Below are 22,588 nucleotides of genomic sequence, written 5' to 3' on the forward strand. Positions count from 1 at the left end.
TGTGCTTTCAAATATTACATTTGTGATGTGAAGAATTATTTAAAGATCTTATCAATCGACGAGTACTCCATTACGCCCAAGTACCTGCAGCTCTCCAATGCTATTATCAGGGCTATTGAAAGCGGACAGATCGTGAAGGACGATATGCTCCCCTCTATCAATGACCTGAGCTATGCGCTGGATACTTCACGCAACACTATTGAGCGCGTTTATAAGGAGTTAAAAGAGAAGGGTATTGTGAGTTCGGTTCCCGGAAAAGGTTTCTTTATTTCAAATACCGATTTTCAGAAGCCGCTTAAGATCTTCTTGTTATTCAACAAACTCAGTGCTCATAAAAAGATCATTTATGATGCTTTTGTAGCCACTATTGGCGAGCAGGCTGCTATAGATTTTTATATCTACAACAACGATTTCTATTTCTTTAAAAAGATCATTACTGAAAGCATCCAGGGCGATTATGCTAAATACATCGTTATCCCGCACTTTTTAGATAATGAAACGAAGGCCCACGAGATCATCAACACCATCCCCAAGGATAAACTGATCTTACTGGATAACCTGGTACCCGGCGTAAACGGCAAATTTGCCGCGATATATGAAAACTTCGCGACAGACGTTTACGAGGCACTGAAGAGTATGCTTGATAACCTGAGCAAATACCATACGCTCAAATTGATCTTCCCGGGTAAAACCTATCACTCCAAAGAGATCATGAAAGGGTTTCTAAACTTTTGCAGACAGTATGCTTTTGAGTATAATATAGTTGAAACGCTTTCCACCGAGCCTATTCAGAAAAATACGGTATATATCAGTCTTACAGAGGATGACCTGGTTGAGCTCATTAAAAAGATCATCGCATCTGATTTGAAAGTGGCTAAAGATGTAGGCGTGATATCCTACAATGAAACCGCACTTAAAGAGATCATCCTTGATGGTATCACCACCATATCAACTGATTTTAAATTAATGGGCAGCAAAACCGCCGAGTTTGCGCTGAATAATTGTCATGAGCATTTCGCAGTTCCGTTTACGGTGAGGTTGAGGAGTTCGTTGTAGCCACGACCTAACAAAAATATATGTCATTGCGAGCGATAGCGTGGCAATCGCACGGAAGCATGGTCGCCCTGTATAGCATGCGATTGCCGCGTCGTTCCTCCTCGCAATGACATAATGAATATAACTACTTCAATTCCCTAACTTTAATACTTCTAAAAAACACTTCATTGCCATGATCCTGCAACAATAAATGGCCGGATGGGGCTTCGCCGAAGTTTTTCCAGATGGTGTATTTGCTGATAGCCACCAAATCGCGGAAAGCTTTTGAGCCGCGTTCGTACTCCAATACTTTTACTCCGTTAAGATAATGCTCAACGTGGTTATTTGGATAAACCACCACGCGGCCGATATTCCATGCTCCTATCGGGTGTACAAAACGCTCTTGCTTATTAGCTTTAATTAAATCATATAATGAGGCTAAAGTACGGTCGCCATCACGGCCAAGTTTAGCATCCGGGTGCAGTTTATCATCAAGCACCTGGTACTCCAGCCCGATAGCCGATCCTTTGGTAACTTCGGACAGGGTTACAAAATATTTGACGCCGCTGTTGGCACCGGGGGTAAGTTTAAACTCAAACGACAGGTCAAAAGCACCGTAATTATCATTGGTTACGATATCACCACCGCCCGATTCCTCCTGCCCGGCAGATGGCAATACGTGCATGGTACCTTTAGTATATTCCCAGCCTTTCTCCGGGAAACCCTTAAGGGTTGCACCACGCCAGCCCGTATTGGTTTTGCCATCGTATAATAACTTCCAGCCGTTTGCTTTTTCGGCAGCGGTTATGCTGTTTGGTGTAAGATTAACCACGTAAACATCCTTTGGAAATGGTTTTGGTTTCAAATTGGTGGTTTGCAGGTTCAGGTTTTTAAAATACACCTTTTTACCGGCTTGCTTTTCTTCACTTACTGCATGCACCTGCAATGCTATAAAGCCTTTGCTGTCAACAGTATCAACTACGTCGCCGGCCGGCACACCGTTTACCCATGTCTTCATCTCGTTGCCTATGCATTCAATCCTGATGTGATTGTATTCGCCCACTTTAAATGCTTCTTTGGCTTTTGGGTTCAGATCAAGCGGATACAGCCAGTCGCGCCGTCCTTCATCATAAATACCGCCTGTCCATTTGCGTGATGACGGATCTATTTCAAACTGCCTGCCATATACTTTGCCTTTACCTTTATTACCTTCCGGATCATAATGGCTGCGGGTTTGTACGCCCGAATTGCTTAGCTCACTTTCAATTTTAGCATCCAGCTCCAGTATGAAATTTCCGTATTCTTTTTCGGTAACTAAAAATGAATTGCCCGAGTTAAGCACCGTGGTACCTACTATGGCCCCGTCTTCCACCTTGTAATCGGCAGCACCGGCAAGGCGTTTCCAGCCCTTAAGTGTTTTGCCATCAAATAATTTGGTTTGAGCGTTTACCGGACTAAATGCCGTTGACGCCAGAAGCATAATTGCAGGGTATATTATTTTTTTCATGATTGATATTTTCTTATTTGAATTTTAATAAATGTCATTGCGAGTGATAGCGCAGCAATCCCGTAGCCAATGCTTTTTCGATATACATAGCTACGAGATTACTTCGTCGTACCTCCTCAATGACATAAAAACATATACATTTATACCTTCACCTCCCAGCCCTTTTCATACTCCCTGCTCCAAAGCTTTTGCGCTTCAGGATCATTCAAAATATGGCCGTTGTTTGGATCAATGTGCAATACACGGTCAACACGGTATGAGATATTGCCCAATTGCGGCAGCAAGGTTGATTTAAAACCGATCTCTATCGGGCAATTCAGCTTATCGGTTCCTCTTACCGAATCGGCAAAGTTTTTCATGTGAAAACCATCCAGTGCTTCTGTCGGGCTTACCTTATTGGTGCCATCAACCTTGGTATCGTCCTTAACCTCTTTTACCAGTTTATTATCTCCATCATAAACACGGTAGCTATTTCCGCTATCATAAAACAGGGTTCCTTTATCGCCATAAAACACTACCCCCCTGCTTAATTTTTCGATTTCGAAGCCATTACAGCTCCGGCATTCCCATTCTGCAGCGGTGTTATTAGGAAAGTTATACAGGATATTTTGTGTGTCGGGCGTTTGCCAGTCATCATTAAAATGGAACCGTCCGCCTGTTGACACTACCTTGTTTGGATAGTCAACGCCAAGCCCCCAGCGGATCACGTCCAGCTCATGTGTACCATTATTAAGCGCCTCGCCTGTGCCCCAATTCCAAAACCAGTGCCAGTTATAGTGGATCAGGTTATCCTGGTAAGGCCTTCTTGGTGCGGGCCCCTGCCATAAATCATAATTTAAATTGGCAGGCACAGGGACCTGTTTACCCTTGCCAATAGTTGAACGATGATTGGTATACCAGCCTTTAGCATAATAAGTACGACCAATGACGCCATCATGCAACTCTTTTACCATGGCTTGTACATTGGAAAATGAACGGCGCTGGCTTCCCATTTGCACCAGGCGTTTATATTTACTTGCTGCTTCAACAGCCATCTCCCCCTCGTGAGGGTTGTGGCTGCATGGCTTTTCTACATATACATGTTTGCCCGCCTGGCAGGCCATGATGGTTGCCGGTGCATGCCAGTGATCGGGCGGGGCTACTACTACCGCGTCGATATCCTTTATTTCCAACATTTTGCGGATATCCGTCAAGCCTTGCGGTTTTTTTCCGGTTTGTTTATAAACCGCATCAATCGTTTTAGCAACCACGTTTGCATCAACATCGCAAATATAACCGATCTCCACATTGGGTAATTTGGCAAAGCTTTGGGCAAGATACAGCCCGCGACTATTAGTCCCCATCATGCCTAACACTACTTTTTCGTTGGGCGACCCTTTAAAATAGCCGGCAGCTTTTGATAGTTGCGGTGCAAGCAGAAAACTTGTACCCGCTACGGCAGTTGATTGAATAAACTTTCTACGGTTAATCATATTCAAAACAGGTTAATTGGATTTATAAGCATACCCCGGCGGGCTGCCCCGCAAATTAGCTAAGTTTTATAAAGGGCTAAAGCCATCGGGCAATTTTTTTATGGAGCAATTGTAATTTAACTGTTACTTAATTGAGCTAAAAGCAGAAAGCTTAAGGCATAAAGCTGATGGTCAAATTGTTTAGCTATTCAATTATCTTTAAGCTTTTCGCCTTCGGCTTTTAGCTTATAAAAACAGAAAGCCCCAATAATGGGGCTCAAGGGGGTATTAATTGCAGGGAAGGCTTTTATACAAGGGGCTGTATCGAAAATACATCCAGTTTTGAAGTTTGAAAGTTACGCACACGCTTGTACACGCCGTTTCCATTGCTGCTTCCGTCGGTATTAGTATTTCCCTCAATAGTATCAAACAGATCACCATGTACACCGGTAATAAGACCGGTATGAAACCAGTCGTTAGGTGTTTTTTGAACCAGGAAAATGTCGCCGGGTTTTACTACCGACGGATTTGCTCTCACTGTTGCAACGCGGCTTAGCAATCCTTTGGCGATGCCGGTAGTACCTACCGTATCGCAACTATAGGTTAGCGGCATCAACGTGCGAAAGTCTTTTCCTAATTGGGTAGCAGCCTGGTCAATAATGGTTTGTACAAAACCCATGCACCAAAACCATGGTGTTCCTTCGTTATTATCCATATAAGCCCTCACCCATGGGCCGCTGTTACTTTGATCTTTAATCACAAGCTCAAATGGCGCATTACTTAAGTGCTGTATAGCCGTATTTACGATCAACTCCCTTAAACCGGTTCCGGCTACGGGGCTTTTGAATGCATTTACCATGGGTTGGGTTAGTGCCGCAAAAACATTACTATCAACAATACCTGTTTGTGGCAGATTTTTCGCCTTTTGGAAATTTTTAACCGCCGTTTCTGTACCAGGGCCAAAGCTGCCGTCAATTCCCGTCGCCGTGCCTGCCGACTGGTTAGTAACAGCATACAGGTTAAGCCAGCTTTGAATCTTGGTTACTTCTTTTTGATTATTTGTGCTGCCATTTCTTTGCTGGGTACCAGATATGGCTATTTCTTTCAGGTATTGTTTTTTGATCATAAAGGAAAGGTTTAATAGTGATAAGGTTCAGATATCATATAATGATTTCGATATCGTATTACCTTAAAAACAAAACTAAATCAATCCTTACAACTATAACTGCGTACAGCTACGGGATTTAAAAGAAAAGCTCACGTAGTTTTACGTGAGCTTTTCTTTTAAATATTTTTAATACTGTATTGGCAGCGGTACCAGTTTTAAATTTTGGCGCTGGTGCCAGTATGGATATATCGGATCTACCTCGCTCGCAGCGTCAAGTTTTTTAACCTGGTCAACCGTCAAATTCCATCCAATGGCACCGAGGTTTTGCCTAAGTTGCTCTTCATTACGAGCCCCAATTACCAGGTTGGCAACCGTAGGCCTTTGCAGTAACCAGTTTAATGCTACCTGTGCTACTGATTTGCCTGTTTCTTCAGCAACTTCATCAAGTGCATCAATGATATTATACAAATGATCAAAATTGGTAGCCGGGCCGTGGGCACCGCCTTGTACAGTCCTTGAGTTTTCAGGGATTGGCTGTCCTCGCCTGAATTTTCCACTTAACTGACCGGATGACAACGGACTCCAAACAATGGTGCTTACCTTTTGGTCAATCCCTAAAGGCATCAGTTCCCATTCAAATTCGCGATTAAGTAGTGAATAATAAGCCTGATGTGCTACGTAGCGGCTCCAGCCATATCTTTCAGATACCGAAAGCGATTTCATTAAATGCCAGCCCGAAAAATTAGAGCAGGCAATATAACGCACTTTGCCGCTGGTAACCAGATCATCAAGCGCCCTTAAGGTTTCTTCCACCGGGGTATTGGCATCAAAGCCGTGCATATGGTAAATATCAATCCTGTCGGTATTTAAACGGCGAAGGCTGTCTTCGGCCGATTTGATAAGGTGATAGCGCGACGAGCCGAAATCATTAACACCTTTCCCCATAGTAAACGTGGCTTTGGTTGAGATCAACACCTCGTTACGGATGCCTTCCAGGGCTTTGCCCAATATTTCTTCAGAAATGCCTTGCGAATAAACGTTTGCCGTGTCAAATAAGTTAACTCCGGCATCGAGGCAAATATTAACAAGCTTTTTTGCTTCATCAACCTGGGTATTGCCCCATGCTTTGAAAAACTCGTTACCACCGCCAAATGTAGCAGTACCAAAACTCAATACTGGCACCCTTAAGCCGGATGCGCCTAATTGTCTGTATTCCATAGTTAATGTTTTATGATGTAAAAGGCAGTAGCCTATTGCACAAATTTATGTGGAATCGATTGCAGATGGCATTTTAACATATCATAAGTTTGTCATTTATGGTTGAGGTTTTATTAGCGGGCGATAAACAAATATTAGCTTTGAATCATGATTGCAGACCCGCTAAGCGTTTCCCTTTTTGAAATGAGACTGGAAGAGATCCACCGCGGCAACCCTATGCTGAGGTACGAGATCAGTATCCGTGATTTTATTGCCCTATTCCCGCTTAAAATGAAAAACGGCAAACCTGTAAAGCCGGAGCAGCCATCTGCCTTTGCGCTTGACAGGGATGTTTTTTTGCAAGTATTGGTTGCGTTTAACCAATCTTTTAACTGAATATCCTCCCCTGTTTTGTCCAATCAGGAACTCTTCTAAATAACAAATAAACCATTTTGGGCCAACGCCATGTTTTAACTTTGCGCAAAATTTAAAACATGGAGAAAACTAAACTTACCATTAACAATAACGGTTCGGTTAAAATAGAAGGCGATTTTGAGATTGTAGACATGCAGGGCAATGCTTATGGCTTACAGGGCCGTACAGTACTTTCAATTTGCCGTTGTGGCTTATCAGCAAACAAACCATTTTGTGATGGTTCGCACAAAGGACATTTTGAACATAATGCCATTGCATTTGACCTTCCACCAAAAAAAGTATAAACAATTGTTTTTATATACATTAAGCCCGGTGTTTTTACATTGGGCTTTTGTTTTATCAGGTGTTTTCAAAATAATCTGCATTTTTGACAACCACATCCCAAACAACAATGCGTTATTTTTTTCATATTGGTTACCATGGTACAAGATATAGCGGCTGGCAGCGCCTTTCAAAGTTTTCATCTGTACAGGAAGTAATTGAAACAGCCCTTGGCAAAATTTTAAAACACCCGGTAGATATAGTTGGTTGCGGCCGCACTGATGCTAAAGTACATGCCAGTCAGTTCTTTTTCCATGCCGATATAACCGATAATTTAGATTATGACCTGCTATTCAGGCTCAATAAACTATTGCCAGACGACATTGCCGTATTTGACATCATATCGATGCAGGGAGATCCGCACGCCCGCTTTGATGCGGTAAAACGGAGTTATGATTACTTTATTCATAATTATAAAGACCCATTTTTGAGTAACTATAGTTCTTTTTATCGCGATCAGGACCTTGATCTCGATGCAATGAAAAAGGCTGTTTCTATCCTGCCAAATTATACCGATTTCCGTGCTATGTGCAAAACGCCCGACAGGGTTGACCATACTTTATGTCAAATAAAATCGGCGGGGCTGTATATCGATGCTAAAGGCGATAAGTTAAGGTTTAACATTACTGCCAACCGCTTTTTAAACCGGATGATCAGGATCATTGTAGGCAGGTTGCTTGAAATTGGCAAAGGCCAGATGAGCACTGATGAATTTGAGTTTTATATCGCTAATAAACAAACTCCCAAGATCATTATTCCCGCACATCCGCAGGGTTTGTACCTGTCAAAAGTGACTTATCGATACCTTGATCTTGAACCACGGTCGGCATATCCTTTGCTTAACAGTGTAGATTGGCACCCCTTATAATGCTTATTCTGCTGATTTTTAAAAATATGACGCGTTAATTTGGTACTTTTGCACCCTCATTTTAAATTTTAATAGTATCCTGATGGCGTGGTCTGACAAATTGAAGCTTAATAAACAACTGTTGCGTTCTGTAAATGAAGCCGGTTTTGCGAACCCTAAAGAGCTCCAGCTTAAAACCATCAACCGCATTATTGGCGGGCAGGATCTTGTAGCCATCGGCCCCGAGGGCAGCGGAAAAACCACTGCGTATGTATTGGGTGTATTGAACCGCTTTAATTACGCCCCTGAGGGCGTTCCACGTGTGCTGATACTTGTGCCAGAAAAAGAACACGTATTTGCTGTTATAGAGCAATTTGACCGCCTTAACAAAAATAAATCTATCCGCATAGTTGGCTTATACGTTACTCCCGGCTTTGAAAGCCAGATGGATGAGCTTGCTGACGGTGCCGACATTGTGGTAGCTACTCCCGACAGGGCAAGGGCTATCTACCTTAAATTGGCCCTGAATTTAAATAAAGTTGATTTGCTGGTGGTAGATGATGCCGATCAGATTGTGAAAAAAGGCCTGCAGTTGCCGGTTGTTGAACTGGCTAACAGCATTGATAAAGGCCAGCACCTGGTGTTTACCGAAGTAATGCATGCTAAGCTCGAAAAAATGATCGATCCCTTTATGAGGCAACCCGCAATAATTGAGGTTGATGAATTAAGCGAAACAGCTATTGAAACTCATGAGCAGCTTTTGTACAATGTACCCAACTTTGGCACCAAATTAAACCTGCTTAATCTGTTCATGTACGATGAAGAGCTATTTACTAAAACAGTTGTATTTGTAAACACGCAAACAACTGCCGAAAAGCTTTTTCAAAGCCTCAAAAGCCGGTTACGTACCGGTGTGGCATACTTAAATCCAAAGTTTTTTGACTCAAAAGGATTTAAGAGCGTTGAAGAATTTAAAGCTGAGGCTGGTGCAAGGATCCTGATCGTAACCAACGAAAACGAGGAAGAGCTCGACCTCAGCGGTATCCCCTTCCTGATCCATTTTGATCTGCCTGCGGATAATGAATTATTTATTAGCCGAATAGTTAATCAAGATTCTGACGATAAGGAAGAAACATTGGCGATGACCTTTGCCACTGATATTGAGTTAAGCCAGGTAAAGAAAATTGAGCAAATGATCGGCAATAAGATCCCGGTGGCTGAACTGCCGGATGATCTGGTGATAGTAACTGAATCGAAGCCTAAAAAGGCTGATGCAAAGGAAGATGTTAAACCAGCCGGTGTTGGTGAAGCTTTTCATGAGAAAAAAGCTTCAAACGCCAAAACTTATAACCTTAGCGCCGGTACCAAGGCTAAAATGAATAAGAAGAAAAAGCACGGGTAAGTAATCTTAAGGATGTCTGCCCAGACTTACGAAGTTTTAGAAACTTCGTAAGTCTTCACTGTTTCGCAGTTATACTATTTCCAAATACAACTCTTCTACTTTTTTCCTTGCCCAATCCGTTTTTCTTAAAAACTTGAGGCTTGATTTAACGCTCGGATTGTCATTAAAGCAATTGATCCGGATGCGCATTCCCAGTTCTTTCCAGCCAAAATGGACTACCAGTTCGTTTAAGATCATTTCAAGTGTTTTACCATGTAAAGGATTATTGGCCTGTTGCTGCATAATGCAAAAGTAACGGTTTGTTCCGTTTAAATAATATAACAAAATCTGTTAGCTTCCCGTTTAAATAACAATTAGTATTAGCGGATATTTAATAAATGGTAAAATTTATTAAATTTAATGACGTTAATCAGACTTGTTTAAATCGCTTCTTTCAATTTGCCCAAAAATATTTTAATGAATAGCTATAAGTGTTACCTTGTTTTATTATTGCAAGCTATTTCTTTATGCGCGTTCTCACAAAACCGACCTATTCATTTTCAGCACATTGGCAGCCGCGAAGGGCTTTCTGAATTAAACATCAATTGCATTGTTCAAGATAGTCGCGGCTTCATATGGGTAGGTACGCGTGATGGCCTCAATCGTTATGACGGAAACAAATTCAAAATTTTCAAAAATATTGTTAATGATAATAATAGCATCAGCAATAGCTTTATTCAGGATATAGCAGAAGACAATAAAGGCAACCTATGGATTGCCACCAGCGGCGGCGGGTTGAATATGTACGACCGCAAATTTGATCGTTTTATCCATTATCGCCATAATCCCAATAACAATAATTCAATAGCAAGCGATATCTTAGTAAAGATAGCACTTGATAAAAGCGGCAATCTTTGGATCTCAAACCAAAAAGAAGGGCTTGATCAGTTTAACATAGCTCAAAAAAAGTTCACCCATTACAAATATAACGAGGCGGATACATCAAGCTTAAGCGATAATAATGTACGCGTGGTTTATGTTGACAGCCAAAACAAATTATGGGCAGGTACAACCAACGGAGGCTTAAACCTTTTTAACCCGCAAAGTCATAATTTTGTGCGCTTTGTTCATGATAACAATAAATCTTCTTCTCTCTCTGCAAACAAGGTCAACGCTATTTTAGAGGATAGCAGCCACCGATTATGGGTTGGTGTAAGCGATGGAGGGCTTAACTTGTTTGATCCTGCTGCTAAAACTTTTACTCATTACAAAAATGATCCCGGCAATAAAAACTCCCTGTCATACAATAGTGTACAATGCCTTGCCGAAGATAGCAATCACGACTTGTGGATAGGTACCGAAAACGGCGGATTGAATATCTTTAATTATGCCCAGGGGATATTTAGTAATCACCAGGAAGATGATATAGATAACAGCAGTATAGCCAATAACTCGGTTGACGTGATTCTGAAAGACAGGAGCGGCAACATGTGGATAGGAGCCTTTGCTTCGGGGCTTAATTTTTATAAAAAAACGAGTGAAAACTTTACCCATTACCAACATGGGGCACAGTCTGGCAGTTTATCTAACAACTTTGTATTGAGTGTTTATCAGGATAAAAAGGATAACATATGGGTGGGAACGGACGGAGGCGGACTAAACCTTTTTAATCCCGAAAAAGGCGACTTCAAAGTTTACAAAAGCAACAATAGCAATATTTGCGGCAATTACGTTTTAACCATCCAGGAGGATGCCAAAAATAACTTATGGATAGGTACATGGGGTGATGGCGTGAGTGTGATGAACCCTCAAACCCGCACTTTCAGGTCATTTAAACATAACCCTAATGATAGTACCAGTATAAGTGGTAATAATATCTACGCCATAGCCAAAACACTTGATGGAAAGTTATGGTTTGGAACACTTGGCACCGGACTCGATCTCTTCGACCCTAAAACCAATAAATTTATTCACTATCGCCATGACGTTGACAATCCAAAAAGTATAAGCAGCGATAATATTAACTCATTGCTTGGCGATTCGAAAGGAAACCTTTGGGTAGGTACCAATGATGGCGGCGTTAACCTTTATGATGCTGCAACCAACACATTTAAACCTGTACAATACGAAAAACTGAATAGTGCGCTCGGCAATAACACCGCACTTGACCTTTTTGAAGATCATCTTGGAAACATTTGGATTTGCACCTATGGTGGTGTTTATCGGCTAAACCCCACTACCGGTAAGGTTACAAATTTTAAAGTAAAAGACGGACTGCCCAATAATTACGCTTACGCAGTTGAAGAAGACCATGACGGTAATTTATGGATCAGTACTAATAAAGGTGTTTCCAGGTACAATCCCCAAACTAACAGATTCAGGAATTTTACCGTTGAGGATGGGTTACAGGCCGATGAGTTTAAACCTCATTCTGCTGTAAAAAGCCATGATGGTACCATGTATTTTGGCGGAGTTAACGGCTTTAATATGTTCAGGCCTGAAAGCATTCGGGAAAACATATATAATCCGCCTTTGGTGCTTACCGATTTTCAGATCTATAACAAATCTATCCGCGTAGCAGAAAACAATGATGACCCTTCGCCTTTAAAAGAAGATATCTCCGAAACCAAATCGATTACCCTGACACACGATCAATCTGTTATATCGTTTGAATATGTATCAATGGACTTTGCGCAGGGAAATAAAGGTTCATATGCTTATCTGCTTGAAGGCTTCGATAAAACATGGAACTATGTGGGCAATAAAAATTCCGCCACCTATACCAATTTGCCGGCCGGCAGCTATGTTTTCAGGGTAAAAAGCCGCAGTAATGACGGCAAATGGTCGCTTAAACAGATAAGCCTGAATGTTACTGTGCTCCCCCCCTTCTGGCTCACGTGGTGGTTTATCACCCTGCTTATTTTATTTGTTGTTGCCGATGTTTATGCACTTTACAGGTATAATGTAAACGCTATAGTTAAACAAAAAAAACTGCTTGAAAAGCAGGTTACCGAACGCACGGCCGAGGTTATGCAGCAATCGGAGGAGTTAAAGGCCCAGTCCGAAAACCTGCAGGTTTTAAATATCGAGCTCCAAAATCAGTCGGAAGAATTACAGGCTTTAAATGAAGAGTTACTTTCACAGTCAGAAGAGTTGCAGTTGCAAAAAGAACAGGAACGCGAGGCGCGGGAAGAAGCAGATAAAGCCAACCAGGCCAAAAGCATATTTTTAGCTACAATGAGCCATGAAATCAGAACGCCAATGAACGGCGTTATCGGCATGGCCTCACTCCTTGGCGAAACTGAACTAAACGCAGAACAGCGCGATTATACAGATACTATTATTTCATGCGGTGATAGCCTGGTAAATGTGATTAATGACATCCTCGATTTTTCCAAAATTGAGTCGGGGAAAATGGAAATGGAACAGGAAGATTTTGACCTGCGCCAATGCATAGAGGAAGTAATGGACATCTTTTCGCAAAACGCGGCTAAACGTGAGCTGGAACTTGTTTATCAGATTGATCCTGCCCTGCCATCGCAAATTGTTGGCGATAGTTTAAGGCTAAAACAGGTACTGACCAATTTAACAGGTAATGCGATTAAGTTTACTGAGCGCGGCGAAGTATTTATTAAGGTATTTTTGTCAAAAAACATTGACGACCGGGAAATTGAGATTGGCTTTAGCGTGATGGATACCGGTATCGGTATTCCGGAAGATAAACTGACAACCTTATTCAACGCGTTTTCACAGGTTGATTCATCCACCACACGTAAATATGGAGGAACCGGATTGGGCCTTGTTATCAGTGAGCGGCTGGTAAGATTAATGGGCGGCGAAATTTGGGCCGAGAGTGTATTTGGAGAAGGTTCGGTCTTTGTATTTACCATAAAAACAACTATCAGCAGTAAACAATCAAAGCATGCACCTATTGTTTTTAATGCCGAAGAGCTTGAAGGCAAAAAGGTACTTATCATTGACGATAACAAAACAAACAGGTTCATCCTTCAGGCACAACTTGAACAATGGGGGATCCAGACGATAGCTGCAGCTTCGGGCAAGCAGGCACTTGGTATTCTTGCTGCCGGCGATGGCTTTAACCTTGTGATAACTGATATGGAAATGCCGGAGATGGACGGTGTTGGATTAGCCAGGGAAATCAAAAATAATTACAACAATTTGCCGGTAATTATGCTTAGCTCCATTGGTGATGGCTCAAAGAAAAAGTACCCGGGACTATTCTCCACAATATTGACCAAGCCGGTAAAACAATCACAATTGGGTAAAAGTTTACAAGCAGAGTTTCTGGGAAAAATACATGTACCAACACCTGAAACCAAGGCCGACAAGCTGCTTGATGTAAACTTTGCTAAGGAATACCCCCTTAATATTCTTGTTGCCGAAGATAATACGGTTAATCAAAAACTCATCAGCCGCATGCTGGAAAAGCTGGGTTATGACTTTGAATTGGCGCATAACGGATACCAAACACTTGATAAGTTAAATGCACGGCCTAATTTTGATGTGATATTCATGGATGTGCAAATGCCGGAGATGGATGGTTTTGAGGCCACGCGTCATATTCGTCAATATGCCATTAAACAACCTTTTATTATTGCTATGACTGCTAATGCCGGCCCCGATGACCGGGATATGTGTATAAGTGAAGGTATGGACGATTATATAGCCAAACCCATGAAAACCGATGCACTGATCAACGTTTTAAAAGGGGCTTACAAAATGATGAAAAATATAAAAGGCAAGCCTATTGGCCGTTGAAACTGCAAGGCGGTTATTGTGACGCTACTCCCCAGTAACAACTGTTCCGGATTTTTTTCAAGATAGCGGGTGTGATACTTGATATTTCATGCTGATATTTATTTTGACTGTTAAGCAGGTACATTGTGCCGCTGGTATTATTGTATATATATGAACATAACCTGGTGGCTTCACCGTCTTCGTCCTTCTTCACATCAACCCTTATACCGTTGGTCTTATGGCTTGTATCAGGCGTTAGTGCCGGATTTGAAGCTTTTACCCAGTTAATAGTATAATTTATGCTTTGCGGCGAAATACCGTTTGTATTTTCTTTATAGCTTTTGCTATCCTGAATAACAGCCAGCAGACATTTTACACAAGGATCGCTTACTGTTGCACCGCTATATTTTTTTTGCGGATTATTGATCACGCTGTCTTTTTTACCGGCTACTGTTACTGCTGTTTTTGAAACATCATTTGATACAGGGCTGGGTTTAGCTTGCTTATCCGGTTGCCTGCAGGCGCAGATCATTATCGCCAAAACACAAAAACACATACATGATTTAAACAACTTCATGGTATATAAATTAACACTTTATTTATATACACCATTTAAACTGTTTTGTGTTAATGGGTTTTGAATATACCGGATGTTGTATTAATCTATAAATTAAGTTTAAACTACGTAAACATAGATTTTATTGCATTTATTGGACAGGTAAAGGACTGTTTTTCTATAAAAATTTCTTAAAATTGCCTGATTTATTTTAGCCCCTGCCGGTTAATTACCTGCAGGACTTAAACCATCATAACAATTTTTCAAAAACGGGGTTTACCTTGTTATAAATAACACTGCGAGCTTTGCAGGATATCATAATAAAATGACTAATAACGGTACAGGTTCAAATTTAACGGTTGATGTAGTTTTAATTGGCGCAGGTATTATGAGCGCCACCCTTGGTGTAATGCTTAAAGAACTGCAGCCCGATTTGACGATTGAAATTTTTGAACGCCTGGACGTCATCGCTGCCGAAAGTTCGGCGCCGATGAATAATGCAGGAACCGGGCACTCTGCTTTTTGCGAGTTGAACTATACCCCGCAACTTCCTGATGGTAGCGTTGAAATAAAAAAAGCTATTAAAATTGCCGAACAATTTGAAATAAGCAAACAGTTTTGGACTTATCTTATTGACCAGGGCCTCATAAACAATCCACAAAGTTTTATCCGCAAAGTACCTCACATGAGCTTTGTTTGGGGTGCCGAAAATGTTGAATACCTAAAAAAACGCCAGCAAGCCCTTACAAAACATCACTTTTTTAAAGGGATGGAATACTCGGAGGATAAAGCACAGATCAAAAAATGGATCCCGCTGGTTATGGAAGGCCGTGATGCAAATGAAAAAGTTTCGGCAACATTTATGGATATTGGCACAGATGTGAACTTTGGCAGCCTGACCAGTGCGCTGATTGATGAACTTAAGCAAAAACCTGGCGTAAGCATACACCTTAACCACGATGTAAGGGATTTAAAACGTAATGCTGATGGTACCTGGAAAGTTACCGTAAAGGATAAAAACACTGGCAACAAAAGAAAGCTGAATACGAAATTTATTTTTGTTGGCGCAGGCGGCGGAGCTTTGCCTTTACTTCAAAAATCGGGAATTCCTGAAAGTAAAGGCTTTGGCGGTTTCCCGGTGAGCGGCCAGTGGTTGGTGTGTAATAATCCTGACGTTGTTAAACAACATGAGGCTAAAGTTTATGGTAAAGCTTCGGTAGGTTCGCCGCCAATGTCAGTTCCCCATCTTGATACCCGTATGATTGACGGTAAACGGGCTTTGCTTTTTGGCCCATATGCCGGTTTTTCAACCCGCTTCCTCAAAAAGGGCTCCCTGCTTGATCTTTTCGGATCCATCAAGCTGAATAATATACTTCCCCTGCTTGCCGTAGGGCGTGATAACTGGCCTTTAACTAAATATCTTATCTCGCAGGTACTGCAATCACCTGCCGACAGGCTTAATGCGCTTAAGGATTACATGCCAACGGCCAAAGCTGAAGAATGGGATTTGGACATAGCCGGGCAGCGCGTACAGGTTATTAAAAAAGACGCGAAACATACTGGTGTTCTTGAATTTGGAACCGAGGTAGTAACATCTGCCGATGGCAGTATCTCGGCCTTGTTAGGTGCGTCTCCAGGCGCATCAACTTCAGTACCAATTATGATTCAGCTGATTGAGCGCTGCTTTAAAAACCATATCAAAACCGATGCATGGCAGCAAAGGCTCAAAGAAATGATCCCTTCATATGGAGAATCATTGGCTAACAATGAAGTATTAGCCGATGAAACGAGAGCGAGGACCAGCAAGGCATTGGGATTGATTTAGCGGCTGTTTATCAAGTTTTGTTTAATACTCAGTTGCCATTGTGAAACTTATTGGTACGGAATAAACAGCGTCCATTGCTATCCCGTAACTGGTAGCCGGTTGCCAACGTGGAGATAACCGCATAACACGTACAGCTTCGGTAGCCAAAATTTCGTTTCCCAATACAGAATGGATATTATGTAAGTTACCTTGCCGATCCACATAGAAACTTATTAAGGCTTTCCCTTGTATATTATGATCCCGGGCAAAACTCGGGTATATAATAGTTTTTGCGAGATATTTGCCAAATTTGTCTAAGCCTCCTATAAATTCAGGCAAGGTATACTCTTTGTTAAACTGATACCTATTACCGCTTTTTGCATTACTAATTCCTGTAATTACCTTGCCGTTTTTATATGTAGCTTCATAGCTTATAGTATCATTTAAAACTCCTTTCCATACTGCGTCTTTTAAACCATCTTTTACAGGGCCACTTCCAATGGTGTACTTGAAATTGTCTGAATAAAGTACCAGTGTACCGTTACCATCTTCAACTAATACCCGCCCCGTAGAATCACTGCATCGGGCTACTATCAACGTATCTTTTTTGTAAACCCCGGATAAATAAATTTTACCATTAGGGAAATATTTGATCACATTACCGGAAAGCCTGCCTTTTTCGTAATTACAAATACATTTCTTTTTACCATTTGGAAAAAACTCAATACAGGGTCCCTCAAACTGAGCTTCAATAAAACCTGTATTTGAATTACCTTGAAGCTTAGGATTGCCATTTAAATAATATTCATTAACAGGAAAAAGACTTTTGCTTACACTGATGTCCGGACTTGTTACTGTACGTATAAAATCAGCACTATCTTTACTGCCTACTATCTTAGCTTTAAAAGGCTGCCAGGGAGCAGCATTAGAATTACTCATATAAGCAATCACGGTATCGCGTTGCGCAATTACACATTCAGAACAAAAGACAATAATTGTTAATAGAAAAGCTATCTTACGCATGGTTTAGGTTGTATTGTATCAGAAAATTTCGACTAAAATAACAATGAAATTCCAATTTCAAGATTAGTATCGATATAAAACTGAAGCAGTATTTTTGTTAACGAAACTGGTGAGCACAAAAAGAGTATATTTAAGTTCGTAATATGAATTTAGCAAAAATTTGTAGCGCTTGCTTAGTTCAACTGTTTTACATCCCCTTCCACTCGTAGCTTTTGCTTTCCAACCCAATTAGATCAATCACTCTGTTCACTACCGTCATGGCAAGCTCTTCGATAGTTTGAGGCTTACTATAATAAGACGGAATTGCAGGACAAATTATACCGCCGGCTTCTGTAACTGTTGCCATGTTACGGATATGGATCAAATTAAGGGGTGTATCGCGTGCAACAAGTATCAGCTTACGTCGTTCTTTAAGGACTACGTCTGCCGCGCGCGTGATCAGATCATCAGAAATCCCTCCTGCTATCCGGCCAAGCGTCCCCATAGAACATGGAACAATTACCATGGTATCAAACTTTGCCGAACCGGAGGCAAATGGAGCCATAAAATCTTTTTTTGCGTAAAATTTAAAGGGAAGCTGCGTGTAATCTTCGTTATCAAGCTCAAATTTCCAAACATCTTTAGCATTGTCTGACATTACAACACCTACTTCGGCAATTTGATCCTGTAACTGGTTTAGCTTTTTTAGCAACAGACTGGCGTATATCGAACCACTGGCACCCGTAATAGCAACAACTATCTTTTTCTTCATAATTACTCCTTCAACAACCCAAACACACAAAAAGTTAGGGGCACAAAAAAGGGTCGAATAACTTGTACCCGACCCTACATCTACCTATGAAAAACATGCCCTTGAGAGGGCACTACAAATGTAGTAAGAGTTTTTTAATTATTAAACAATTTGTTAAAATAATTTTAACCTGTTTATTGCAGATTTTTTTCTATTAAAGTTTGAATAATGCCGTCAACCATACCTACTCTTGGTACATAGATATTTTTAATGTTGGCATTCTTCATTAAAGTAAGATAAATTTCACATGCCGGGATAATAACATCTGCCCTGTCCTGGTTAAGGCCAAGTACGTTGATCCTGTCTTTTAATGAAAACGAGCTCAGGTAAGTATATAATGATCTCAATTTGGCAAAAGTAAGCGGCATATCCTCCTTTTCTTCAGATAACCTGAATAGCTTATTTATATTGCCACCGGTGCCAATGCCCGATAACTGCTTAAAGTTGCGCGTATTTTCGCGCACAAAATCTTTCATTTCATTCCAGGTTTCCTCGGTATCCTGGTTATCCAGGATGCGGATGGTGCCAATGTTAAACGAACGTGAAACGATAAGTTCACCGGCAGAGAACAGTGAAAGCTCGGTACTGCCTCCGCCCACATCGATATAAAGGTAGTTTTTGCTTTTATCGATGTTTTGCTCGGCATGGCTGGCATAAATGATGCTGGCTTCTTTTGAACCATGCACAATCTCAATATCGATATTTGCTTCATCTTTAATGAGCTTAACAACTTCTTCACCGTTTTTAGCTTCCCGCATGGCCGAGGTTGCACAGGCTAAATAATCAGTAACCTTGTATACATCCATCAGGTTGCGGAATGCAACCATCGACTTAACCAGCTCGGTAGTTTTTTTATCAGATATATGCTGCTGTATAAAGGCATCATCACCCAAACGCAACGGAACACGGATCAAAGTATTTTTTTTAAACGACACCGATCCGGTGTTTTGAATTATGTCGGCAATTAAAAGCCTCACGGCGTTTGAACCTATATCAATGGCGGCGTATCTCAATGTTATTTTGTTTTATTTTTTAGATAATTATATATTTCAATTTGCGCCCTGTGGCTTTCGGGCGAATTTGTTTTGTGGTATTTATTGGTATTCTGACTGTTGATTTCGCGGGCTTTGGTATTGTCTTCAAGCTGAATATCTATAATATCCCGGATCTCTTCCTGCAACTTTTCATCGTAAATAGGGAAGCCAACTTCAACACGGTTGTCAATATTCCGGGTCATGAAATCGGCCGATGTCAGGTAGATAAGCTCCTTACCACCGTTGCAATAAATATGCACACGAGCGTGCTCAAGGTATTTATCTACAATACTTATCACCTCTATATTTTCACTGTAGCCCTTCACCCCTGCTATTAAACAGCACATGCCCCTGATGATCATCTTGATCTTTACACCGGCATTGCTGGCCTGGTAAAGTTTGTTGATCAGGTCCTCGTCGGCGAGGCTGTTCATTTTCAGGATCATATATGCTTGCTTGCCGGCTTTTGCGTTTTTGATCTCATTGTCGATCAACCGGTAGATCGTAGGCCTTGAGTCTATCGGTGATACAATCAGACTTTTAAGCCCTTTGGGCAATAATCCTTTGTTGATAGCTTTAAAAACGTTAACCAGGTCATCAGTGATCTTTTTATTAGCTGTAAACAAGGTATGATCGGCATAGATCTGTGCCGTTTTTTCGTTGAAGTTACCTGTTGAAAGACAGGCATAATAAGCCAGCTTACCTTTTTCTGTGCGGCTTACCAAACATATTTTTGAGTGCACTTTATAACCAGGAACACCATACAGCACATTTACACCCTCCTCTTCAAGCCTGTTGCTCCAGTGAATATTATTTTGCTCGTCAAAGCGGGCCCTTAATTCCACAAGGCAGTTTACTTTTTTGCCGTTTTTGGCGGCGTTGATCAAAGCGTGGATTACCCTTGAGTTTTCGGCCAAACGATATACAGCAATGCTGATCTCTTTCACCTTGGGATCAATGGCTGCTTCACGTAAAAAGTGGATCACATAATCGTATGATTGATAAGGCGTACTTACCAGGTAATCCTTTTTAGCGATAAGGCCTATCAGGCTTTTACCAAACGACAGATCGGCAACAGGCAGTGGTATATATTTACTATATTCAAGTTCAGGGCCGCCAACGTTTGGAAACGAAATAAAATTCTTAAAATTATGGTACCTGTTGCCCGGGATGAGGCTTTCACCATGCAGCCCCATTTTACTTACCAGGTACTTCAGCATGTCCATAGGCATGTCTGAGTCATACAGTAAGCGCATTGGTTTTCCTTTTTTTCGCTTCTGAAGGCTCTTGGCCAACGAGTCGACAAATTTCTCACTTACCTCCTTATCCAGGTCAAGCTCTGCATCGCGGGTAAGCTGAATAGAGTATGCCTCAATACTATCGTGTTCAAAAATGAAAAAGATATCCTCCAAACTATACCTGATGATATCATCAAGCAGGATAATAAACTTCAGGTTGTTGGTATCCGGAAGTTTGACAAACCGCGAAAGGTTATCTGGAAACTCGATAAGGGCAAACCTCGTTTTTTTATTAGTGGTAAGCTTTACAAAAAAATAAACGGCCCTGTCCCTGAGCTCAGGCAGCGGTAAAGTATCATTGAGCATGATGGGCACTAATGTAGCCAGCAGCTTCTCCCTGAAATAGTTTTTCACGAAGGTTCCCCGGGTTACGTTAAGCTGCTTATCATTCAGAATAAAGATCTTTTCTTCGGCCAGCTGCTTAACAATAATGTTTTCGTAAAGATTATTGAATTTGCGTTCCTGCCTCACTACGATATTCTTGATCTGGTTAAGTACCTTTTTAGGATTATAACCAAGTATCTCCTTTGATTTTTCGTTAAGGGCAGCTAAACGAGTGAGTGTAGCAACCCTTACACGGTAAAACTCATCGAGGTTGGATGAAAATATGGCTAAAAAACGGATCCTGTCAATCAGGGGCACTGTTGGGTCTGCAGCTTCCTGCAAAACCCTGTCGTTAAAATACAACCAACTTATTTCTCTGTTAATTAAAGGAGCCTGTTTATCCATAAAAATTCTTGCTTTACAGCCAGATGTTACAAATCTGCTTATTTATTTGTTAACTTAATATTAACTCATGAGGAATTAACCGGTTTTCGTTCACCATTATTTATTGCAGAAATTAAACAAATTGTTGCAATATTGCACTGTGTGTTAACAATACATTAGTTTTGCAAAACATTTATAACCAATACACTACTTATGCCAACATTTGATATAGTTAGTAAGATAGACGGGCAAACGCTTGATAACGCGATAAATACCGCCAAAAAAGAGATCCTGAACCGTTATGATTTTAACGATTCAAAAAGTACTATCGACCTCGATAAGAAAACAAACGAGGTAACGATAGTTACAGAAAATGATATGCGCCTTAAAGCCATACAAGACAGCATTATCAGCCGCATGGTAAAGCAGCACCTTGATCCCAAAGCACTTGATTTTGGTAAAGAACAATACGCTTCTGGCAACATGATCCGTAAGGAAATTAAAATCAGAGAAGGTATAGACAAAGAGGCCGCCAAAAAGATAGTGAAGAAAATTAAAGACAGCGGCCTTAAAGTACAGGCATCAATCATGGACGATCAGGTACGTGTGCAAGGCAAAAAAATAGATGATTTGCAGGCCGTTATCAGCCTGTGCCGTGCAGAAGATTTTGGCCAGCCATTGCAATACATCAATATGAGGGACTAATCAATTTCAGAAATATAATTTTGTGCTTTAAAACCAACTTAAGGAGGTATTCTCAACGGGATACCTCTTTTTTATTAAACTCAATTATCAAATAATAATTCAACTGGCTTCGCTTAAATGCGATGACTGTTCCTTTTGTAGCGCCCGGAGCCGCCCTTCGGATCTTTATAATAAAGGGTACTAATGACAATGCCGAAAGTGTAATATCTGTTGGCACATAGGGATCAAAACCGCCCTTTTTGCAATAGGGACGGTTTATAGGGATCTATTTAGGCCTGTTCTGATTTTGGTATCAGCGCCTCTCCTTCAAATTCAATTCCTTCCCAGCCATGGGCCATAAACTGCCGGATATTCTGATGATCTGACCCGTTAGGCGTTGCCACTACAGCCTTATAATGTTCTGCAAATAAGCAAAGTGTATCTGCTTCAATAAGGTTATTGATTTGTGCAAACGCGAAAACCCTGGCGCTTCCCTGATTTTGGGTGGTTTCGTTATAAACATCACCATTTTTAAATGCGGTTGGCTGATGCTGATAGTAAACCGCTATAAATTCGATTACTTCATTAAATGTTGCAGTACCTTCTTTTAAGGCGATAAGCAAGGCAGACAATTGTTCTTTCATTCAGAGA

At 41.1% G+C, this 22,588-nt stretch carries 19 protein-coding genes; 8 read left to right on the top strand and 11 right to left on the bottom strand.

The genetic code is table 11. The features are described from left to right. Positions 1 to 27 precede the first annotated feature (27 nt). The gene (locus tag MTO98_RS16990; protein ID WP_243487807.1) at positions 28 to 1,056 is read left to right on the top strand and encodes a GntR family transcriptional regulator; all 1,029 of its coding nucleotides are present in this window, start codon (positions 28 to 30) and stop codon (positions 1,054 to 1,056) included. Between the two features lie 124 nt (positions 1,057 to 1,180). Here MTO98_RS16990 and MTO98_RS16995 read toward each other — a convergent pair whose 3' ends face one another. From MTO98_RS16995 to MTO98_RS17010, 4 genes are all read right to left on the bottom strand, one after another. Then, complete coding sequence (locus tag MTO98_RS16995; protein ID WP_243487808.1) at positions 1,181 to 2,542, bottom strand: DUF1080 domain-containing protein; 1,362 nt, start codon at positions 2,540 to 2,542, stop codon at positions 1,181 to 1,183. 140 nt (positions 2,543 to 2,682) lie between these two features. Beyond that, positions 2,683 to 4,014: a Gfo/Idh/MocA family protein gene (locus MTO98_RS17000; protein ID WP_243487809.1), complete on the bottom strand. Its 1,332-nt coding sequence runs from the start codon at positions 4,012 to 4,014 to the stop codon at positions 2,683 to 2,685. A gap of 286 nt (positions 4,015 to 4,300) precedes the next feature. Further along, positions 4,301 to 5,119 carry a peptidoglycan-binding protein gene (locus tag MTO98_RS17005; protein ID WP_243487810.1) on the bottom strand — a complete coding sequence of 273 codons (819 nt, stop codon included), beginning with the start codon at positions 5,117 to 5,119 and terminating at the stop codon, positions 4,301 to 4,303. A gap of 168 nt (positions 5,120 to 5,287) precedes the next feature. Beyond that, positions 5,288 to 6,319 (bottom strand): aldo/keto reductase, encoded by a 1,032-nt coding sequence (locus MTO98_RS17010; RefSeq protein WP_243487811.1) that lies wholly within the window; start codon positions 6,317 to 6,319, stop codon positions 5,288 to 5,290. Between the two features lie 147 nt (positions 6,320 to 6,466). Here MTO98_RS17010 and MTO98_RS17015 point away from each other — a divergent pair, with 147 nt between their 5' ends. The 4 genes from MTO98_RS17015 (at position 6,467) to MTO98_RS17030 (ending at position 9,303) form a co-directional block, all read left to right on the top strand. Then, complete coding sequence (locus MTO98_RS17015; RefSeq protein WP_243487812.1) at positions 6,467 to 6,694, top strand: hypothetical protein; 228 nt, start codon at positions 6,467 to 6,469, stop codon at positions 6,692 to 6,694. A gap of 98 nt (positions 6,695 to 6,792) precedes the next feature. Continuing rightward, on the top strand, positions 6,793 to 7,017 hold the full coding sequence (locus MTO98_RS17020) for a CDGSH iron-sulfur domain-containing protein (protein WP_110583172.1): 225 nt from the start codon (positions 6,793 to 6,795) through the stop codon (positions 7,015 to 7,017). A 107-nt stretch (positions 7,018 to 7,124) separates the two neighbouring features. Next, positions 7,125 to 7,922 carry a tRNA pseudouridine(38-40) synthase TruA gene (locus MTO98_RS17025; RefSeq protein ID WP_243487813.1) on the top strand — a complete coding sequence of 266 codons (798 nt, stop codon included), beginning with the start codon at positions 7,125 to 7,127 and terminating at the stop codon, positions 7,920 to 7,922. An 82-nt stretch (positions 7,923 to 8,004) separates the two neighbouring features. Further along, on the top strand, positions 8,005 to 9,303 hold the full coding sequence (locus MTO98_RS17030; protein ID WP_243487814.1) for a DEAD/DEAH box helicase: 1,299 nt from the start codon (positions 8,005 to 8,007) through the stop codon (positions 9,301 to 9,303). Between the two features lie 69 nt (positions 9,304 to 9,372). Here the strand turns inward: MTO98_RS17030 and MTO98_RS17035 are convergent, their stop codons facing one another. Beyond that, positions 9,373 to 9,585: a VF530 family DNA-binding protein gene (locus tag MTO98_RS17035; protein WP_243487815.1), complete on the bottom strand. Its 213-nt coding sequence runs from the start codon at positions 9,583 to 9,585 to the stop codon at positions 9,373 to 9,375. 174 nt (positions 9,586 to 9,759) lie between these two features. Between MTO98_RS17035 and MTO98_RS17040 the strand changes: the two genes are divergently transcribed. Further along, on the top strand, positions 9,760 to 14,061 hold the full coding sequence (locus MTO98_RS17040; RefSeq protein WP_243487816.1) for a two-component regulator propeller domain-containing protein: 4,302 nt from the start codon (positions 9,760 to 9,762) through the stop codon (positions 14,059 to 14,061). A gap of 13 nt (positions 14,062 to 14,074) precedes the next feature. Here the strand turns inward: MTO98_RS17040 and MTO98_RS17045 are convergent, their stop codons facing one another. Then, a complete protein-coding gene (locus tag MTO98_RS17045) occupies positions 14,075 to 14,617 on the bottom strand; it encodes a hypothetical protein (RefSeq protein ID WP_243487817.1) in 543 nt (180 codons plus the stop codon). Between the two features lie 304 nt (positions 14,618 to 14,921). Here MTO98_RS17045 and MTO98_RS17050 point away from each other — a divergent pair, with 304 nt between their 5' ends. Further along, on the top strand, positions 14,922 to 16,421 hold the full coding sequence (locus MTO98_RS17050) for a malate:quinone oxidoreductase (protein ID WP_243487818.1): 1,500 nt from the start codon (positions 14,922 to 14,924) through the stop codon (positions 16,419 to 16,421). A gap of 21 nt (positions 16,422 to 16,442) precedes the next feature. On the opposite strand, the gene MTO98_RS17055 is transcribed toward MTO98_RS17050, so the two are convergent. From MTO98_RS17055 to ppk1, 4 genes are all read right to left on the bottom strand, one after another. Then, complete coding sequence (locus tag MTO98_RS17055) at positions 16,443 to 17,423, bottom strand: energy transducer TonB (RefSeq protein ID WP_243487819.1); 981 nt, start codon at positions 17,421 to 17,423, stop codon at positions 16,443 to 16,445. A 187-nt stretch (positions 17,424 to 17,610) separates the two neighbouring features. Beyond that, complete coding sequence (locus tag MTO98_RS17060) at positions 17,611 to 18,174, bottom strand: UbiX family flavin prenyltransferase (protein WP_243487820.1); 564 nt, start codon at positions 18,172 to 18,174, stop codon at positions 17,611 to 17,613. 173 nt (positions 18,175 to 18,347) lie between these two features. After that, positions 18,348 to 19,226 (bottom strand): ethanolamine ammonia-lyase reactivating factor EutA, encoded by an 879-nt coding sequence (locus tag MTO98_RS17065; protein ID WP_243487821.1) that lies wholly within the window; start codon positions 19,224 to 19,226, stop codon positions 18,348 to 18,350. Positions 19,227 to 19,228: 2 nt separating this feature from the next. Continuing rightward, the gene (gene ppk1, locus MTO98_RS17070; protein WP_243487822.1) at positions 19,229 to 21,274 is read right to left on the bottom strand and encodes a polyphosphate kinase 1; all 2,046 of its coding nucleotides are present in this window, start codon (positions 21,272 to 21,274) and stop codon (positions 19,229 to 19,231) included. Between the two features lie 192 nt (positions 21,275 to 21,466). On the opposite strand from ppk1, the gene MTO98_RS17075 reads away from it, so the two are divergent. Continuing rightward, positions 21,467 to 21,958, top strand: a complete 492-nt coding sequence (locus MTO98_RS17075; protein ID WP_110583183.1) for a YajQ family cyclic di-GMP-binding protein — start codon at positions 21,467 to 21,469, stop codon at positions 21,956 to 21,958. 269 nt (positions 21,959 to 22,227) lie between these two features. Here the strand turns inward: MTO98_RS17075 and MTO98_RS17080 are convergent, their stop codons facing one another. After that, positions 22,228 to 22,581 carry a HopJ type III effector protein gene (locus MTO98_RS17080; protein WP_243487823.1) on the bottom strand — a complete coding sequence of 118 codons (354 nt, stop codon included), beginning with the start codon at positions 22,579 to 22,581 and terminating at the stop codon, positions 22,228 to 22,230. Positions 22,582 to 22,588 lie beyond the last annotated feature (7 nt).

This window comes from Mucilaginibacter sp. SMC90, assembly GCF_022811725.1.
Classification (GTDB): domain Bacteria; phylum Bacteroidota; class Bacteroidia; order Sphingobacteriales; family Sphingobacteriaceae; genus Mucilaginibacter.

Coding starts and splice junctions, on each gene's coding strand:
- MTO98_RS16995 (WP_243487808.1), bottom strand. CDS start 2,542: ATGAAAAAAATAATATACCCTGCAATTATGCTTCTGGCGTCAACGGCA.
- MTO98_RS17000 (WP_243487809.1), bottom strand. CDS start 4,014: ATGATTAACCGTAGAAAGTTTATTCAATCAACTGCCGTAGCGGGTACA.
- MTO98_RS17005 (WP_243487810.1), bottom strand. CDS start 5,119: ATGATCAAAAAACAATACCTGAAAGAAATAGCCATATCTGGTACCCAG.
- MTO98_RS17010 (WP_243487811.1), bottom strand. CDS start 6,319: ATGGAATACAGACAATTAGGCGCATCCGGCTTAAGGGTGCCAGTATTG.
- MTO98_RS17015 (WP_243487812.1), top strand. CDS start 6,467: ATGATTGCAGACCCGCTAAGCGTTTCCCTTTTTGAAATGAGACTGGAA.
- MTO98_RS17020 (WP_110583172.1), top strand. CDS start 6,793: ATGGAGAAAACTAAACTTACCATTAACAATAACGGTTCGGTTAAAATA.
- MTO98_RS17025 (WP_243487813.1), top strand. CDS start 7,125: ATGCGTTATTTTTTTCATATTGGTTACCATGGTACAAGATATAGCGGC.
- MTO98_RS17030 (WP_243487814.1), top strand. CDS start 8,005: ATGGCGTGGTCTGACAAATTGAAGCTTAATAAACAACTGTTGCGTTCT.
- MTO98_RS17035 (WP_243487815.1), bottom strand. CDS start 9,585: ATGCAGCAACAGGCCAATAATCCTTTACATGGTAAAACACTTGAAATG.
- MTO98_RS17040 (WP_243487816.1), top strand. CDS start 9,760: ATGAATAGCTATAAGTGTTACCTTGTTTTATTATTGCAAGCTATTTCT.
- MTO98_RS17045 (WP_243487817.1), bottom strand. CDS start 14,617: ATGAAGTTGTTTAAATCATGTATGTGTTTTTGTGTTTTGGCGATAATG.
- MTO98_RS17050 (WP_243487818.1), top strand. CDS start 14,922: ATGACTAATAACGGTACAGGTTCAAATTTAACGGTTGATGTAGTTTTA.
- MTO98_RS17055 (WP_243487819.1), bottom strand. CDS start 17,423: ATGCGTAAGATAGCTTTTCTATTAACAATTATTGTCTTTTGTTCTGAA.
- MTO98_RS17060 (WP_243487820.1), bottom strand. CDS start 18,174: ATGAAGAAAAAGATAGTTGTTGCTATTACGGGTGCCAGTGGTTCGATA.
- ppk1 (WP_243487822.1), bottom strand. CDS start 21,274: ATGGATAAACAGGCTCCTTTAATTAACAGAGAAATAAGTTGGTTGTAT.
- MTO98_RS17075 (WP_110583183.1), top strand. CDS start 21,467: ATGCCAACATTTGATATAGTTAGTAAGATAGACGGGCAAACGCTTGAT.
- MTO98_RS17080 (WP_243487823.1), bottom strand. CDS start 22,581: ATGAAAGAACAATTGTCTGCCTTGCTTATCGCCTTAAAAGAAGGTACT.